This is a genomic window from Azospira restricta, from assembly GCF_016858125.1.
Lineage (GTDB): Bacteria > Pseudomonadota > Gammaproteobacteria > Burkholderiales > Rhodocyclaceae > Proximibacter > Proximibacter restrictus.
The window spans coordinates 2,887,312-2,902,087 of sequence record NZ_CP064781.1 but is presented as its reverse complement, the minus strand read 5'-3'; the positions used below and the strand labels follow the sequence as shown (position 1 = coordinate 2,902,087).

Genomic DNA, 14,776 nt, shown 5'->3' with positions numbered 1-14,776 from the left:
ACCCGCGGGCCGCCGGCGCTTTGTGGACGGAATGTGCCAATCTCGTGTCGGTTTCGCGCAGCCGGCGACTGCCCCGGCGGACGGGGCGGATCGCAATGGATCGACGAGTCGCGCCGAGTCCCGGTTAAAATGCCGGCCATGCTGTTCCTCTCCCTCGAATCCTCGACCGACGCCGGGTCCGTCGCGCTGTGGCGCGACGGCGCCATCGACGAGCGCCACTGCCCGCCGGGGCAGCCCTCGTCGGCGACGCTGCTGCCGTTGGTGTCGGCGCTCCTGGCCGATGCCGGCGTGCGCTTCGCCGACCTCGACGCGATCGCCTTCGGCGCCGGCCCCGGCTCCTTCACCGGCCTGCGCGTCGCCTGCGGCGCCGCGCAGGGGCTGGCCTTCGCGCATGGGCTGCCGGTGCTGCCGGTCGGTACGCTCGAGGCGATGGCGCGTGCCGTTGCCGCGCCGCGCGTCGTCGTCTGCCTCGACGCGCGCATGAACGAGGTCTATTGCGGGCTGTTCGCCGACGGCGTCGCCGTCTCTCCGGCCGGCGTCCATCCGCCGGCCGAGGTGCCGCTGCCGGAAGGCGGTGGCTGGGTCGCCGCCGGCAACGCGCTGACCGCCTACCCGGTGCTGCACGAGCGCCTCGCGCCCTGCGTGCATGCGCTGCTGCCGGAAATCCTGCCGACCGCCGCCGCGGTCGCCGCGCTTGCCGCGCCGCGGCTGGCGCGCGGCGAGGGCATCGACGCCGCCGATGCGGCGCCGGTCTATGTCCGCGACAAGGTGGCGCTGACCATCGTCGAGCGCCTGGCGATCGGGGGCAAGGCATGAGCGCCGTGCTCGCGCCGCAGGTCGAGATGCTGCCGATGAACGCCGGCGATCTCGACGAGATCATGACGATCGAGTCCGCCGTCTACCCGTTTCCGTGGACCCGCGGCAACTTCGCCGATTCGCTCGCCGCCGGCTACAGCGCCTGGGTCTGCCGCGTCGGCGGCGAGCTCGTCGGCTACGTCGTCGTCATGCAGGCGGTGGACGAGGCGCACCTGCTCAACATCAGCGTCGCCGCCAGGCGCCAGCGCATGGGCTTCGGCGCCCGCCTGCTGCGCCACGCGATGCAGGTCTCGCGGCGCCTCGGTGCCGCCAGCCTGCTGCTCGAGGTGCGACCGTCGAACGCCGCCGCGCTCGAGCTCTACCAGCACTTCGGCTTCGTCCGCGTCGGCCGGCGCAAGGCCTACTACCCGGCGCACGACGGACGCGAGGACGCGCTGGTGCTGGTGCATTCGCTGGCCGAGGTCAAGGCATGAGCCTGTCGCGTACCCGCCTGCTGCGGGAGATGGGCATTTCCCCGGTCTGGCGACTGCGCGGCCGCCCTGATGACGATGCGGCCGTTGCGGCGGCGGCTGACGACGCCGTTCCCGCCGCCGCGGCCGGGAATGCGCCGGCGTCGCCGGCGGCCGTCGCCATTGACGCCGGCAGCGTCGCCGGCATGGACTGGCCGGCGTTGCGTGCCGCGGTCGCCGGCTGCACCGCCTGTGGCCTTTGCCGCGAGCGCAAGCAGGCCGTGCTCGGCGTCGGCGACGAGCGTGCCGACTGGCTGTTCATCGGCGAAGGCCCGGGCGCCGAGGAGGATGCGCGCGGCGAGCCCTTCGTCGGCCAGGCCGGCAAGCTGCTCGACGCGATGCTGGCGGCGATCGACCTCGCGCGCGGCGACAACGTCTACATCGCCAACGCGGTGAAGTGCCGTCCGCCCGGCAACCGCACGCCGGAGCCGGCGGAAATGGCCGCCTGCCGGCCGTACCTGCAGCGCCAGATCGCGCTGCTGCGGCCGAAGCTGATCGTCCTCCTCGGCCGCGCCGCGATGCACGCCGTGCTCGGCGAGGAACGTCCGCTCGGCGCCAGCCGCGGCCGGCTGTTCGAATACCGCGACGGTGAGCTGGTGGTGCCGGTGCTGGTCACCTACCACCCGGCCTACCTGCTCAGGAACCTGCCCGACAAGGCCAAGGCCTGGGAGGATCTGCTCTTCGCCCGGCGCACGATGCGCCGACAGCTGGCGGAAGGCTGATGCGCCGGCCGCGCTGCATGCTGCCGGCGCTGTTGCTGGCCGCGCTGACGTCGCCGGCGCAGGCCGGCGACGCCGTGTGCCACTATGCCTACGGCGGCGAGACGCAGACCCTGCGCGCGCTACCGACGGCGTCCCCGTTCGCGGTGCCGGCCGTCCGCGTCGGCAGCTACCTGCGCTTCCGCGTCGTCGTCGAGGCCGAGCCGGCCGCGCTGGCGGCGCTGAAGACCTACGTCTACGAGGAGCGCGACGGCGGGCCGGCGCTGGTCCATCAGGGCGTCTACCCGTGGCCGGCGAGCGAGGCGCCCGGGCGGCGCCACGGCTTCACCGGCCTGCAGCGCGTCTACGAATCGGCCTACGGCAGCGAGCTCGAATACTGGTGCGCGCTGGCCACTGCGGCGGAGGCGCAATGAGCGGGGGGCTGCGCTCGCAACTGTGCGCGATCCTTGCCGCCGCCTGCGCGCTGGCACCGCTGCCGGCTGCCGCGGCCGGCGAGCTGGTCGCGGCGCCGATCGCCGTCGGCATCGCCGAGCGCGCAGCGCCGGTGGTGCGTCTGCTCTTCGTCGGCGACGTGATGCTCGACGATGGCCCGGGACGCGCGATCGCCGCCGGCCGCGACCCGTTCGCCGACTTCGCCGACGAGTTCGACCGCGCCGACGTGCGTATCGGCAACCTGGAGACGGCGATCGCCTCCGGCGGCGAGCCGATTCCCGGCAAGTTCTACGCCTTCCGCGCCAGCCCGCGCGTCATCGACCGCCTCGCCGGCCGCTTCGACGCGCTGTCGGTGGCCAACAACCATTCCGGCGACTACGGGCCGGAGGCCTTCGTGGAAACGCTGTCGTTGCTCGACATCGCCGGCATCCAGGCCTTCGGCGGCGGCCGCAACCTGGCCGAGGCGCACCAGCCGGCGTGGATCGAGCACAGCGGCCTGCGCATCGCGATCCTCGGCTACAACGAATACAAGCCGCGCGCCTTCGAGGCCGGCCCGGACTGGCCGGGCGTCGCCTGGAGCGAGGACGGCCACGTGCTGCGCGGCATCGCCGCCGCGCGCGCGGCCGGTGCCGACATCGTCATCCCGTTCATGCACTGGGGCTGGGAGGGCGAGCGCGAGCCGTCGCCGCGCCAGCGCGAACTGGCGCGGCGGATGATCGACGCCGGCGCCGCGGCGGTGGTCGGCGCGCATCCGCACGTCACCCAGGGCAGCGAGACCTACCGGGGGCGGCCGATTGTTTACAGCCTCGGCAATTTCGTCTTCGACAGCTTCGACTCGCCGGCCGAGCGCGAGGGTTGGCTGCTGCGACTGACCGTCGGCGCCGACGGCGTCAGCGACTGGCAGACGATCCCTGCCTGGCTCGACGACGAAGGGCTGCCGCGGCGGCAGCCGCTGCCAGCACCCCGCTGAGCGGCCGCCGCGGCGATCGCGCCGCCTTGAAATTCCGCCCGGGCGGCACCATTTGCGGTACCGTATCCGTCCGGCATTTTCTCCTGGAGTCAGACCATGCGCTTCCGCCTGCTCGCCGTCCTCGCCTTCGCCGCCGCGCTGCTGTCCGGCTGCGGCTACAACACCTTCCAGACCACCGACGAACAGGTGAAGGCCGCCTGGTCGGAAGTGCTCAACCAGTACCAGCGCCGCGCCGACCTGGTGCCCAACCTCGTGAACACCGTGAAGGGCTACGCCAGCCACGAAAAAGAGGTGCTGACGCAGGTCACCGAGGCACGTGCCCGCGTCGGCGGCATCCAGGCGACGCCCGAGCTGATCAACAACCCGCAGGCCTTCGCCCAGTTCCAGCAGGCGCAGGCCGGCCTCTCCAGCGCGCTGTCGCGCCTGCTGGTGGTCGCCGAGAACTACCCGAACCTGAAGGCCGACGCCGCCTTCCGCGACCTGCAGGCGCAGCTCGAAGGCACCGAGAACCGCATCACCGTCGCCCGCAACCGCTACATCAAGGCGGTCGAGACCTACAACGTCGCCGTGCGCACCTTCCCCAACAACCTGACGGCGATGGTCTTCGGCTACGAAGTGAAGCCGAACTTCACCGTCGACAACGAGAAGGCGATCTCGGCGGCGCCGAAGGTCGACTTCGGCAAGTAAGCCGTTCCGATGCGCCGCGTCCTCGCTGCGCTGTGGCTCGCCGGCTGGGCGGCGCTCGCCGGCGCGCAGGACCTGCAGCCGGTGCCGGCGCTGACGGCGCGCGTCACCGACCTCACCGCGACCCTCAGCAGCGAGCAGCGCAGCCAGCTGGAAACCAAGCTCGCCGCCTTCGAGCGCGAGAAGGGCGTGCAGATCGCCGTGCTGCTGGTGCCGACGACGCAGCCGGAAGCCATCGAGCAGTACGCGATCCGCGTCGCCGAACAATGGAAGCTCGGCCGCCAGGGCGTCGACGACGGCGCCCTGCTGCTCATTGCCAAGCAGGACCGCAAGCTGCGCATCGAGGTCGGCTACGGGCTCGAAGGCGCGCTCAACGACGCCACCGCCAAGCGCATCGTCGCCGAGACGATCACCCCGCAGTTCCGCGAGCGCCGCTTTTATGAGGGCATCGACGCCGGCGTCGAGCGCATCTTCGCGGTCGTCGGCGGCGAGCCGCTGCCGCCGGCGAAGGGCGCTGCCGGCGGCACGACGGGGCAGGGCGGCGACGGCTTCGATATCCAGGACATCCTGGTCGTCGGCCTGGTGCTGGTCACCGTCGTCGCCGGCATCCTGCGCGCGATCTTCGGCCGCTTCCTCGGCGCCGCGGCTGTCGGCGGCCTCGCCGGCTTCATCGTGATGGCGATCGCCTCGTCGCTGCTGATCGCGGTCATCGCCGGCGTCGTCGTCTTCGTGCTGGCGCTGCTCTCGGGCGGGCGCGGCTTCGGCGGCTTTTCCGGCGGTTCGTGGGGCGGCTCCGGCGGTGGCGGATTCGGCGGCTTTTCCGGCGGCGGAGGCGGTTTCGGCGGCGGCGGTGCCTCGGGGGACTGGTGATGGACGTCGTACGTTTTCTCAGACATGCGCTGGTGCCCCAGTGGTGGGCGATGCGCGCCTTCCCGCCGGCGACGCTGGCGGCGCTCGAGGCGGCGATCGCCGCCTCCGAGCGGCAGCACACCGGCGAGCTGCGCTTCGTCGTCGAGGCGGCGCTGCCGCCGCAGCACCTGCTCGCCGGGCGCAGTGCGCGCGAACGTGCGATCGAACTCTTCGCGCAGCTGCGGGTGTGGGACACCGAGGCCAACAGCGGCGTGCTGATCTACGTCCAGCTGCTCGACCGCAAGGTCGAGATCGTCGCCGACCGCGGCATCGATGCGCGCGTCGGCCAGGCCTTCTGGGAGGCGGTCTGCGGCCGCGTGCAGGCGGCCTTCCACGCGGGGCGCTTCGAAGCCGGCGCGCTCGCCGCGATCGGCGAGATCACCGCGGCGCTGGCGGCGCACTTCCCGCCGGCGGCGGCCAACCCGAACGAACTGCCGGACCGGCCGCTGCTGCTGTAGTCCGCGGATTATCCGCATGGGTTGGAGCGGTGTAAGATGGCCGGGTCGGATCACCCATAGCGGACGCCTACCCAGCCGTGAAGAACAAAGCGCCACCGTCGGACCGGGCCACCCTGCTCGTCGTCGATGACACGCCGGAAAACCTCGGCGTCCTGAGCGAACTGCTGCAGCCGCACTACACCGTCCGTGCCGCCAACAGCGGTGCGCGGGCGCTGGCGGTCGCCGCCAGCGAACCGCGGCCGGACCTGATCCTGCTCGACGTGATGATGCCGGAGATGGACGGCTACGCGGTGGTCGAACGCCTCAAGGCCGACCCGGCGACGCGCGACATCCCGGTGATCTTCATCACCGCGCTCAGCGCCAGCGAGGACGAGCGGCACGGCCTCGAGCTCGGCGCCGTGGACTACATCACCAAGCCGATCCGCCCGGCGATCGTGCTCGCGCGGGTGCATACGCACCTCGAGCTGAAGCGCGCGCGCGACCGGCTGCGCGACGAGAACGCCTGGCTCGAGGCCGAGGTCGCGCAGCGCAACCGGCAACGCGAGCTGATCCTGATGTCGGCGGGCGAGGGCATCTTCGGCACCGACACCGCCGGCGACATCGTCTTCATCAACCCGGCCGCCGCGGCGATGCTCGGCCATGCGCGGGAGGAACTGCTCGGCCGCAACGCGCACGCCCTCGTGCACCGCCACGCGGCCGGCGATGCCTGCGCGCTGCCCGACTATCTCGCCGGCCGCCTCGCCGCGCGCGACATCGAGGAGCGCTTCGTGCGCCGCGACGGCGAGACGTTGGCGGTGGAACTCAGTTGCCAGCCGATGCTGGAGGCCGACGCCATCCTCGGCGCGGTGGTCTCGTTCCGCGACATCGGCGAGCGCAAGCGCTACATCGCCGAGATCGAGCGCAAGTCGAACTTCGACGCGCTGACCGGCCTGCCCAACCGCAACCTGCTCGGCGACCGTCTGGCGCAGGGGGTCGAGCGCTGCCGCGAATCGGGCAACATGCTGGCGGTGCTGGCGCTCAATCTCGACCGCTTCAAGAGCGCCAACGACGCGCTTGGCCACGCCACCGGCGACGCGCTGCTGCGCGCGGCGGCGCAGCGGCTGCTCGCCGGCGTTCCCGCCGGCGTCACGCTGGCGCGCGTCGAGGGCGACGAGTTCGTGCTGGCGATGGAAAGCGGCGGCGCCGACGAGGTCCGCCGGCTGGCGCAGCCGCTGCTCGAGGCGCTGGCCGAACCCTACCGCGTCGGCGAACGGGATTGCTTCCTTTCCGCCAGCATCGGCGTCGCGCTTTATCCGCGCGACGGCGGCAACCCCGAGGCGCTGCTGAAGAACGCCGGCGCTGCGCTCGCCCGGGCCAAGGCCGCCGGCGGCAACGGCTACCATTTCTACGCGGTCGAGATGAACGCGCGCACGCTGGAGCGGCTCGACCTCGAGAACGACCTGCGGCGCGCGATCGACAACGGCGAACTGGTCCTGCACTTCCAGCCGCAGCTGAGCCTGATCAGCGGCGCGATCGTCGGCGCCGAGGCGCTGGTGCGCTGGCAGCATCCGCGGCACGGGCTGATCCCGCCGGCGAAATTCATCCCGCTGGCCGAAGAGAGCGGGCTCATCGTCCGCCTCGGCGAATGGGTGCTGCGCCAGGCCTGCGCGCAGAACCGCGCCTGGCAGGCGGCCGGGCTGCCGGCCATCACCGTCGCCGTGAACCTGTCGGTGCGGCAGGTGATCGCGCAGGACATCGTCGCGCTGACGCGCGCCGTCCTCGCCGACACCGGGCTCGACGCCCGCTCGCTCGAGCTCGAGCTGACCGAGAGCATGCTGATGGCCGACGCCGAGGCCTTCTTCCGCGTCACCGAGGGCTTGAAGAAACTCGGCGTGACGCTGTCGATCGACGACTTCGGCACCGGCTACTCGTCGCTCGGCTACCTCAAGCGCTTCGCCATCGACCGCCTGAAAATCGACCAGTCCTTCGTTCGCGACCTGACCCAGGACCCCAACAGCGCGGCGATCGCGCGCGCCATCATCTCGCTGGCGCACAGCCTGGGGCTGGCGGTGATCGCCGAGGGCGTCGAGAGCGAGGCGCAGCTCGGCTTCCTGTGCTCCGGCAACTGCGACGAGATGCAGGGCTTCCTGTTCAGCCGGCCGCTGCCGGCCGCCGATTTCGAGGCGCTGCTGACCGCCGGGCGGCGGCTGGCGCTGCCGGCCGCGGCCGAATCGCCGGGGCGCAGCATCCTCCTCGTCGACGACGAGCCGTCGATCATCGCGGCACTGAAGCGCGTGCTCAGGCGCCAGGGCTACACCGTCCTCACCGCCGGCAGCGGCGCCGAAGGGCTGGAACTGCTCGCCACGCACGAAGTCGGCGTCGTCATCTCCGACGCGCGCATGCCCGAGATGCCCGGCGCCGAGTTCCTCCGCCGCGTCCGCGACATGCACCCGGACACCGTGCGCATCATGCTCTCCGGCTTCACCGACCTGCAGGCGGTGACGCAGGCGGTGAACTCCGGCGAGCTGTTCCGCTTCCTGACCAAGCCGTGGGACGACATGGAACTGGTCGAGGTCGTGCGCGACGCCTTCCGCCGCTACGAGATCCGCCACGCGCACCGCTCGGGAAGGGCGTCGTGAAGCTGCCGCCGGCGCTCGCCCGCACGCGCGCGCTGCCGCCGGAGGTGCTGCGCGCGATCGTGCGCATCGTCGCGCTCTACGCGTTCTTCGCCGCGCTGTGGATCCTGCTCTCCGACCGCGCGCTGGGCTGGCTGTTCGCCGACGTCGACAGCCTGCGCGCGGCGGGAACGATCAAGGGCCTGCTCTTCGTCGCGGTCACCTCGGTGCTGCTGTTCTTCCTCGTGCTGCGCCTGGCGCAGCGCTACGACGGCGCTGCCGCCGCAACGGCGACGGACACGTTGCCGCGGCGCGGGCTGATCGTCAGCGTCGCGCTGTTTTCGGCGGTGTTCCTGGCGCTTGCCGGCGGCGGCATCGCGCAGAGCTGGCAGCAGCACCGGAGTCACCAGGGCGAGTTCCTGCGCTCGGTGGCCGAGCTGAAGGCGGCGCAGGTCGAGGACTGGCTGGCCGAGCGCCACCGCGATGCCGAGGCGGCGCGCAGCACCCTGCTCGACGGCGCCGGCGCGGCGGCGTTGCGCCGGCAGGGCGACGGCGGCGGGCGCCGGCAGCTGCTGGCACGGCTGGAGGCCTACCGCGCGGCGATGGGTTACGCCGGTGTCGCCGTCGCCGATGCGCAGGGCGAGATCCTGGCCAACGTCGGCGCGCCGCTGCACGAGACCGAGCAGCGCTTGCAGGCGACCGTCCGCGAGGCGCTGGCGGCGGGACAGGTGCGCTCGACCGACCTGTTCCGCGTCGAGCAGCAAGGGCATGCCCATGTCCATTTCGATCTGGTCGCGCCGTTGCTGCCGGCGCCGGGGCTGGTCCTCGTCCTCCGCGTCGACGTCGAGAACTCGCTGTTTCCCCTGCTGCAGGCGTGGCCGACGCCGAGCGCCAGCGCCGAGGTCATCCTCTTCCGCCGCGACGGCGACGGCATCGTCTTCCTCAACGAGCTGCAGCATGCGAAGGAAAAGGCGCTGACCGCGCGCAAGCCGCTGACCGACCGGCGCGTGCTCGGCGTGCAGGCGCTGGCGCCCGATTACCGGCCGGGGACGCTGCTCGACGGGCACGATTACCGCGACGTGCCGGTGATCGGCGTCGCCCGCAGCGTCGCCGGCACCGCCTGGTGGCTGGTGGCCAAGGTCGACCGCGACGAGGCCTTCGGCGCCGCGCGCAAGGAGAGCCTGTGGATCGGCTTCTCCGGCCTGCTCACCTGGTTTGCCGCGCTGGTCCTCGGCCTGTTGTTCTTCCAGCGGCGCGAGCTGCAGCATGCCCAGTTGCAACGCCAGGAACAGGCGGAAAAACTGCGGGCGCTGCAGCTGCTGGAAGCGATCGCCAACGGCTCGAACGACGCGATCTTTGCCAAGGACACCGCCGGCCGCTACCTGCTGTTCAACCGCGAGGCCGAACGCCTGACCGGGAAGCGCGCCGCCGAGGTGCTCGGGCATGACGATACGGCGCTTTTTCCGGAGGCGCAGGCAGCGCAGATCATGGCCGACGACCGCACGGCGATGGGCGGCGCTGCGGCGAGTTCCTTCCACGAAGCGCTCGATACCGTCGACGGCAAGACCGTCTTCCTCGCCACCAAGGGGCCGCTGCGCAACGCCGACGGCGAGGTTGTCGGCGTCTTCGGCATCTCCCGCAACATCACGCGGCTGGCCGAGACGGAGAGCGCGCTGCGCCAGGAGCGCGACCTCCACCAGCGCTACCTCGACACCGTGCAGGTGTTGATGGTCGCGCTCGACGCCGACGGGCGGGTGACGATGATCAACCGCTTCGGCTGCGATCTGCTCGGCTACGCCGAGGCGGAGCTGCTCGGCCGCAACTGGTTCGAGCTGTGCCTCGTGCAGCCCCAGGGGCTGGAGCAGGTGTTTCCGCTGTTTCGCCGGATCATGGCCGGCGAGCTGAACCTGCACGAGTATTTCGAGAACGCGGTGCGCTGCCGCGACGGCCGCGAGCGCCTGCTGGCCTGGCACAACGCGCTGCTCACCGACGACCGCGGCCGCATCGTCGGCACCCTCAGCTCGGGCGAGGACATCACCGACCGCAAGGCAGCGGCCGAGGCGCAGCAGCGCCAGGCCGACGAACTGACGGCGCGCAACGCCGAGCTGGAGCGCTTCAACCGCGCGATGGTCGGCCGCGAGCTGGAGATGATCGCGCTCAAGCGGCGGATCAACGACCTCTCGGTCGAGCTCGGGCGTGCGCCGCCGTATGACCTTGCGGCTTTCGCCGACACCGGCGGGGACGGCGAATGAACGCGGCCGAGCGTCGCTGGCGGATCGGCGCCTACGTACTGGCGCTGGTGCTGCCGGTGCTGACGCTGCTCTTGCGCCAGCAACTGCCGATAGCCTTCGGCGACCGGCCGCTGCTGCTGCTGTTCACGCTGCCGATCATCGGCGCCGCGCTGCTCGGCGGCCTCGGCCCGGGACTGCTGGCGACCGCGCTGAGCGCGCTGCTGACCGTATTCTTCCTGATTCCGCCGGTCGGCCAGTTCGCCATTGCCGCCGGCCACGACCTTTTCCTGTGGTTGGTCCTGATCGCCTACGGCATCCTGGTCAGCGTCTTCAGCGGCGCGCTGCACCGTGCGCGCCGGCAGGAGCGGGAGCGCCGGCGGCAGGTCGAGGCGGCACTCGACGAGTTGCGCCGGAGCCGCGAGCAGGTGCTACGCAACGCCGAGCGGCTGCGGCGACTGGCCGGCATCGTCGAGGACGTCGCCGGCGTGCGCGACCTCGGCGGCCTGATGGCGATCATCCGCCATGCGCTGCGCGACCTGACCGGCGCCGATGGCGCGACGCTAGTGATGCGCGACGGCGACCAGTGCCACTACGTCGACGAGGACGCCATCGGCCCGCTGTGGAAGGGACAGCGCTTCCCACTGGAGGATTGCATCTCCGGCTGGTCGATGCTGCACGGCGAGTCGGTGGTGATCGAGGACATCTACGCCGATCCGCGGATCCCGCACGCGGCCTACCGCCCGACCTTCGTGCAGAGCCTGTGCATGGTGCCGATCGGGCGTGAGCAGCCGGTCGGCGCGATCGGCTGCTACTGGGCGACGCGGCACCGGGCGAGCGACGAGGAGCTGGAGCTGCAGCAGGCGGTGGCCAAGGCGATGGCGGTCGGGCTCGACAACCTCAAGCTCTACGCGGAAATGCGCAATGCCCGGCAGGCGGCGGAGGCTGCCGCCGACGAAGTGACGCGGCAGGCCGCCGCCGGCACTGCGGCGCAGGCGGCGGCGCTGGCCGGGCAACAGCAGGCGCGGTTGGCGGCGCTGAACCTGATGGAGGACGCGCTCGCCGCGCGACGGCAGGCGGAAAGCTCGCTCGCCGCGCTGCGCGAAAGCGAGACCCGCTTCCGCGAGATCTACGACAACGTCAGCGACGCGATCATCATCCACGATGCCGACAGCGGGCAGATCCTCGACGTGAACCGCCGCATGTGCGAGATCTACGGTTATTCGCGCGAGCAGGCGCAGCACCTCTCGATCGAGGCGCTCGGCGCCGGCGCGCCGCCCTTCACGCCGGCCGGGATCGGGGCGATGGTCGATGCCGCCCGCCGCGACGGGGCGCACACCTTCGAATGGCTGGCGCGCGCCAGCGACGGCCGGCTGTTCTGGGCCGAGGTCAGCCTGCGCTTCGCGCATATCGGCCGTCAGCCGCGGATCCTGGCGATGGTGCGCGACATCTCGCAACGCAAGGCGGCGGAAAGCGAGCTGCGCAAGCTGTCGCTGGCGATCGAGCAGAGCCCGAACAGCATCGTCATCACCGACGTCGAGGCTCGCATCGAATACGTGAACGACGCCTTCGTCCACGTCACCGGCTACGGCCGCGACGAGGTGCTCGGGCGCAACCCGCGGCTGCTGAATTCCGGAAAGACGCCGCGGGAGAGCTTCGTCGCGCTGTGGGACGCGCTGACGCACGGCCGCGCCTGGCGCGGCGAACTGATCAACCGGCGCAAGGGCGGCGAGGAATATTACGAGTTCGCGGTGATCACGCCGCTGCGCCAGCCGGACGGCACGATCACGCACTACGTCGCGGTCAAGGAAGACATCACCGAACGCAAGCGGATCGGCGTCGAGCTCGACCAGCACCGCCACCATCTCGAGGAACTGGTCGCGCAGCGCACCGTCGAGCTCGAGGAGGCGCGCCGGCTGGCGGAGGCGGCGAGCCAGGCGAAGAGTGCCTTCCTCGCCAACATGAGCCACGAGATCCGCACGCCGATGAACGCCATCGTCGGCCTCACCCACCTGCTGCAGCACAACATCACCGAGCCCGAGCAGCGCGACCGGCTGGACAAGATCGTCGAGGCCACCCACCACCTGCTGGCGCTGATCAACGACATCCTCGACCTGTCGAAGATCGAGGCCGGCAAGCTGACGCTGGAGGTCGCCGAGTTCGACCTGACGCAGGTACTCGAGAACGTCGCCGCGCTGATCGCCGAGCGCGCGCAGGTACGCGGGCTGGAACTGGTGATCGACATCGAGCCGGCGCTGGCCGGTTCGCCGCACCTGCTCGGCGACGCCACCCGCCTGCGCCAGGCGCTGCTCAACTACGCCGGCAACGCCGTCAAGTTCACCGAAAGCGGCACGATCACGCTGCGCGCACGGCTGGTCGAGGAGGGCGCAGACGACGTCCTGCTGCGCTTCGAGGTCGAGGACACCGGCATCGGCATCGCCGTTGAGGACCGCGCGCGCCTGTTCCGCTCCTTCGAGCAGGTCGACACCTCGATCACCCGTCGCTACGGCGGCACCGGCCTCGGCCTGTCGATCAACCGCCTGCTCGCCGGTCTGATGGGCGGCGAGGTCGGCGTCGACAGCGAGCCGGGCGTCGGCAGCCGGTTCTGGTTCACCGCACGCCTGGGCAAGAGCGAACGGCCGGCGCACCACTGGGTCACCGCGCTGCTGCAGGGCCGCCGTGCGCTGCTCGTCGACGGCAGCCCGGCGGCGCGCGCGGTGATGCGCCAGATGCTGCAGACGCTGGGCATGCGCGTCGACGAGTCGGGCAGCATCGACGCCGCGCTGACGGCGATCGCCGCCGCCGACGGCGAACAGCAGCCGATCGACGTCGCGCTGTTCGACTGGCAGACCGCCAAGCTGATGCAGCGCAACGTCACGCGCGAGCTGCTGTCGCTGCCGCTGCGCTGCCATGCGCCGCGACTGCTGGCGGTGGTGCCCGACCTGCCCGGCGTGCGCGAGGCGCTGGCCGGCGTCGGCTTCACCCACCTGCTGCGCAAGCCGGCGACGCTGTCGTCGGTCAACGACCTGCTGACGCGCCTGCTCTACGACGTCGTCGACGAGGTCGCGCCGGCGCCGGAAGCCGCCGTGCCGGCGCCGAAGGGACGGCTGCGCGCCGGCGCGCGGGTGCTGGTTGCCGAGGACAACCCGATCAACCAGGAGGTCGCGCGCGACCTGCTGCGCGAGGCCGGCCTCGCCGTCGACCTCGCCGACAACGGCGCGCAGGCGCTCGAGATGGCCGCTGCGCACGCCTACGACGCGATCCTGATGGACATGCAGATGCCGGTGATGGACGGCATCGAGGCGACGCGGCGCATCCGCGCGCTGCCCGGCGGCCGGCGGACGCCGATCCTGGCGATGACCGCCAACGCCTTCGGCGAGGACCGCCAGCGCTGCCTGGAGGCCGGCATGGACGACTTCATCGCCAAGCCGGTCGACCCCGAGGCGCTGTTCGCGATCGTGCTGCGCTGGCTGCCCGGCGCCCCGGCGCGGCTGCCGGAGAGCGGCGCCGACGCCGCTGCCGGCGACGACGACGCGCTGCTGCAGCGGCTGGCGGCGATTCCCGGGCTGGAGACGCAGGCCGGCCTGCGCACCGTGCTCGGCCGTGTCGGCCGCTATGTCGACCTGCTGCGCCGCTTCGAGCAACTGCACGGCGACGACGCGCGACAGCTGCGAACGCTGGTCGACGCGCAGGACGCCGATGCGGTCCGCCAGTTCGCGCATACGCTGAAGGGGGTCGCCGCGACGCTCGGTGCCGGCGGCGTCGAGGCCGCGGCGGCGGCGCTCGAGGCCGCCGCGCGCGAGCGGCAGCCGGCGGCGGAGATCGACCGCCTGGCGGCGGCGCTCGAGCTGGCGCTGACGGCGCTGGTCGAGGGGCTGCGCAGGGCCTTGCCCGGCCTGCCGGCGGCGGCGCCGGCAGGCGGCGGATCGGCCGCGCTCGATGCGCTGCTCGCCGAACTGGAGGCGCTGCTGGCGCGCGACGACGCGACGATCAACCGCGTCTTCGTCGCCGCCGCGCCGCAGCTGCGGCAGGCACTGGGCATCGATTTCGCGCCGCTCGAGCAGTCGATCGAGAGCTACGACTACCCGGCGGCGCTGGAACGGGTGCGCGCGCTGCGGCGCGGCTAGCCGGCGCGCAGGCGTCGGCCGGCCCGGCCAGATCCCGTATGCCCGCCGTCAGCCGCCCTTGCCCGGCGCGGCATGTCGAGGTCGAGCGACCCGATGCGCTCGCGCACCCACGGCGTGCGGCGGAGAAACTTCAGGCTGGATGCGATGCTCGGGGCGTGGGTGAAGCCGCGGATGTCGCTCTGCTTCGCCAGCATCTGCCCGCCGTAGAAGGCGACCAACTCGTTCAGCAGCCGTGCCAGCGTCAGGCCGTGCAGGGGATTGCGCTTCCGGGGATCGCGTCATCGCCGCCAGGCGGCAGGCGCACGGGACATTCGCCGGCGAGATGGGAAG

General features: G+C 71.9%; 12 protein-coding genes. 11 read left to right on the top strand and 1 reads right to left on the bottom strand.

The annotated features are described in order from the left end of the window. Positions 1-138 precede the first annotated feature (138 nt). From tsaB to IWH25_RS13955, 11 genes are all read left to right on the top strand, one after another. Positions 139-816: a tRNA (adenosine(37)-N6)-threonylcarbamoyltransferase complex dimerization subunit type 1 TsaB gene (gene tsaB / locus IWH25_RS14005; protein ID WP_203386398.1), complete on the top strand. Its 678-nt coding sequence runs from the start codon at positions 139-141 to the stop codon at positions 814-816. Then, on the top strand, positions 813-1,289 hold the full coding sequence (gene rimI, locus IWH25_RS14000) for a ribosomal protein S18-alanine N-acetyltransferase (protein ID WP_238998908.1): 477 nt from the start codon (positions 813-815) through the stop codon (positions 1,287-1,289). Before tsaB ends, rimI begins: the two co-directional genes overlap by 4 nt. Then, on the top strand, positions 1,286-2,047 hold the full coding sequence (locus IWH25_RS13995; RefSeq protein ID WP_203386397.1) for a uracil-DNA glycosylase: 762 nt from the start codon (positions 1,286-1,288) through the stop codon (positions 2,045-2,047). The genes rimI and IWH25_RS13995 overlap by 4 nt, the downstream gene beginning before the upstream one ends. Then, positions 2,047-2,457 (top strand): hypothetical protein, encoded by a 411-nt coding sequence (locus IWH25_RS13990; RefSeq protein ID WP_238998907.1) that lies wholly within the window; start codon positions 2,047-2,049, stop codon positions 2,455-2,457. Before IWH25_RS13995 ends, IWH25_RS13990 begins: the two co-directional genes overlap by 1 nt. Then, a complete protein-coding gene (locus tag IWH25_RS13985; protein WP_238998906.1) occupies positions 2,454-3,446 on the top strand; it encodes a CapA family protein in 993 nt (330 codons plus the stop codon). Before IWH25_RS13990 ends, IWH25_RS13985 begins: the two co-directional genes overlap by 4 nt. Positions 3,447-3,542: 96 nt before the next feature. Beyond that, on the top strand, positions 3,543-4,133 hold the full coding sequence (locus tag IWH25_RS13980; protein ID WP_203386396.1) for a LemA family protein: 591 nt from the start codon (positions 3,543-3,545) through the stop codon (positions 4,131-4,133). 9 nt (positions 4,134-4,142) lie between these two features. Beyond that, positions 4,143-5,000, top strand: coding sequence for a TPM domain-containing protein (locus IWH25_RS19230; protein WP_203386395.1), 858 nt, complete (start codon positions 4,143-4,145; stop codon positions 4,998-5,000). Continuing rightward, complete coding sequence (locus IWH25_RS13970) at positions 5,000-5,497, top strand: TPM domain-containing protein (RefSeq protein ID WP_203386394.1); 498 nt, start codon at positions 5,000-5,002, stop codon at positions 5,495-5,497. The genes IWH25_RS19230 and IWH25_RS13970 overlap by 1 nt, the downstream gene beginning before the upstream one ends. Positions 5,498-5,574: 77 nt before the next feature. After that, complete coding sequence (locus IWH25_RS13965) at positions 5,575-8,115, top strand: EAL domain-containing protein (protein WP_203386393.1); 2,541 nt, start codon at positions 5,575-5,577, stop codon at positions 8,113-8,115. Continuing rightward, a complete protein-coding gene (locus IWH25_RS13960) occupies positions 8,112-10,343 on the top strand; it encodes a PAS domain-containing protein (RefSeq protein WP_203386392.1) in 2,232 nt (743 codons plus the stop codon). The genes IWH25_RS13965 and IWH25_RS13960 overlap by 4 nt, the downstream gene beginning before the upstream one ends. Then, the gene (locus IWH25_RS13955) at positions 10,340-14,446 is read left to right on the top strand and encodes a PAS domain S-box protein (RefSeq protein ID WP_203386391.1); all 4,107 of its coding nucleotides are present in this window, start codon (positions 10,340-10,342) and stop codon (positions 14,444-14,446) included. The genes IWH25_RS13960 and IWH25_RS13955 overlap by 4 nt, the downstream gene beginning before the upstream one ends. On the opposite strand, the gene IWH25_RS13950 is transcribed toward IWH25_RS13955, so the two are convergent. Beyond that, positions 14,443-14,664: a VF530 family DNA-binding protein gene (locus tag IWH25_RS13950; RefSeq protein WP_338022669.1), complete on the bottom strand. Its 222-nt coding sequence runs from the start codon at positions 14,662-14,664 to the stop codon at positions 14,443-14,445. The genes IWH25_RS13955 and IWH25_RS13950 overlap by 4 nt on opposite strands. Positions 14,665-14,776: the final 112 nt, after the last annotated feature.

Coding starts and splice junctions, on each gene's coding strand:
- tsaB (WP_203386398.1), top strand. CDS start 139: ATGCTGTTCCTCTCCCTCGAATCCTCGACCGACGCCGGGTCCGTCGCG.
- rimI (WP_238998908.1), top strand. CDS start 813: ATGAGCGCCGTGCTCGCGCCGCAGGTCGAGATGCTGCCGATGAACGCC.
- IWH25_RS13995 (WP_203386397.1), top strand. CDS start 1,286: ATGAGCCTGTCGCGTACCCGCCTGCTGCGGGAGATGGGCATTTCCCCG.
- IWH25_RS13990 (WP_238998907.1), top strand. CDS start 2,047: ATGCGCCGGCCGCGCTGCATGCTGCCGGCGCTGTTGCTGGCCGCGCTG.
- IWH25_RS13985 (WP_238998906.1), top strand. CDS start 2,454: ATGAGCGGGGGGCTGCGCTCGCAACTGTGCGCGATCCTTGCCGCCGCC.
- IWH25_RS13980 (WP_203386396.1), top strand. CDS start 3,543: ATGCGCTTCCGCCTGCTCGCCGTCCTCGCCTTCGCCGCCGCGCTGCTG.
- IWH25_RS19230 (WP_203386395.1), top strand. CDS start 4,143: ATGCGCCGCGTCCTCGCTGCGCTGTGGCTCGCCGGCTGGGCGGCGCTC.
- IWH25_RS13970 (WP_203386394.1), top strand. CDS start 5,000: ATGGACGTCGTACGTTTTCTCAGACATGCGCTGGTGCCCCAGTGGTGG.
- IWH25_RS13955 (WP_203386391.1), top strand. CDS start 10,340: ATGAACGCGGCCGAGCGTCGCTGGCGGATCGGCGCCTACGTACTGGCG.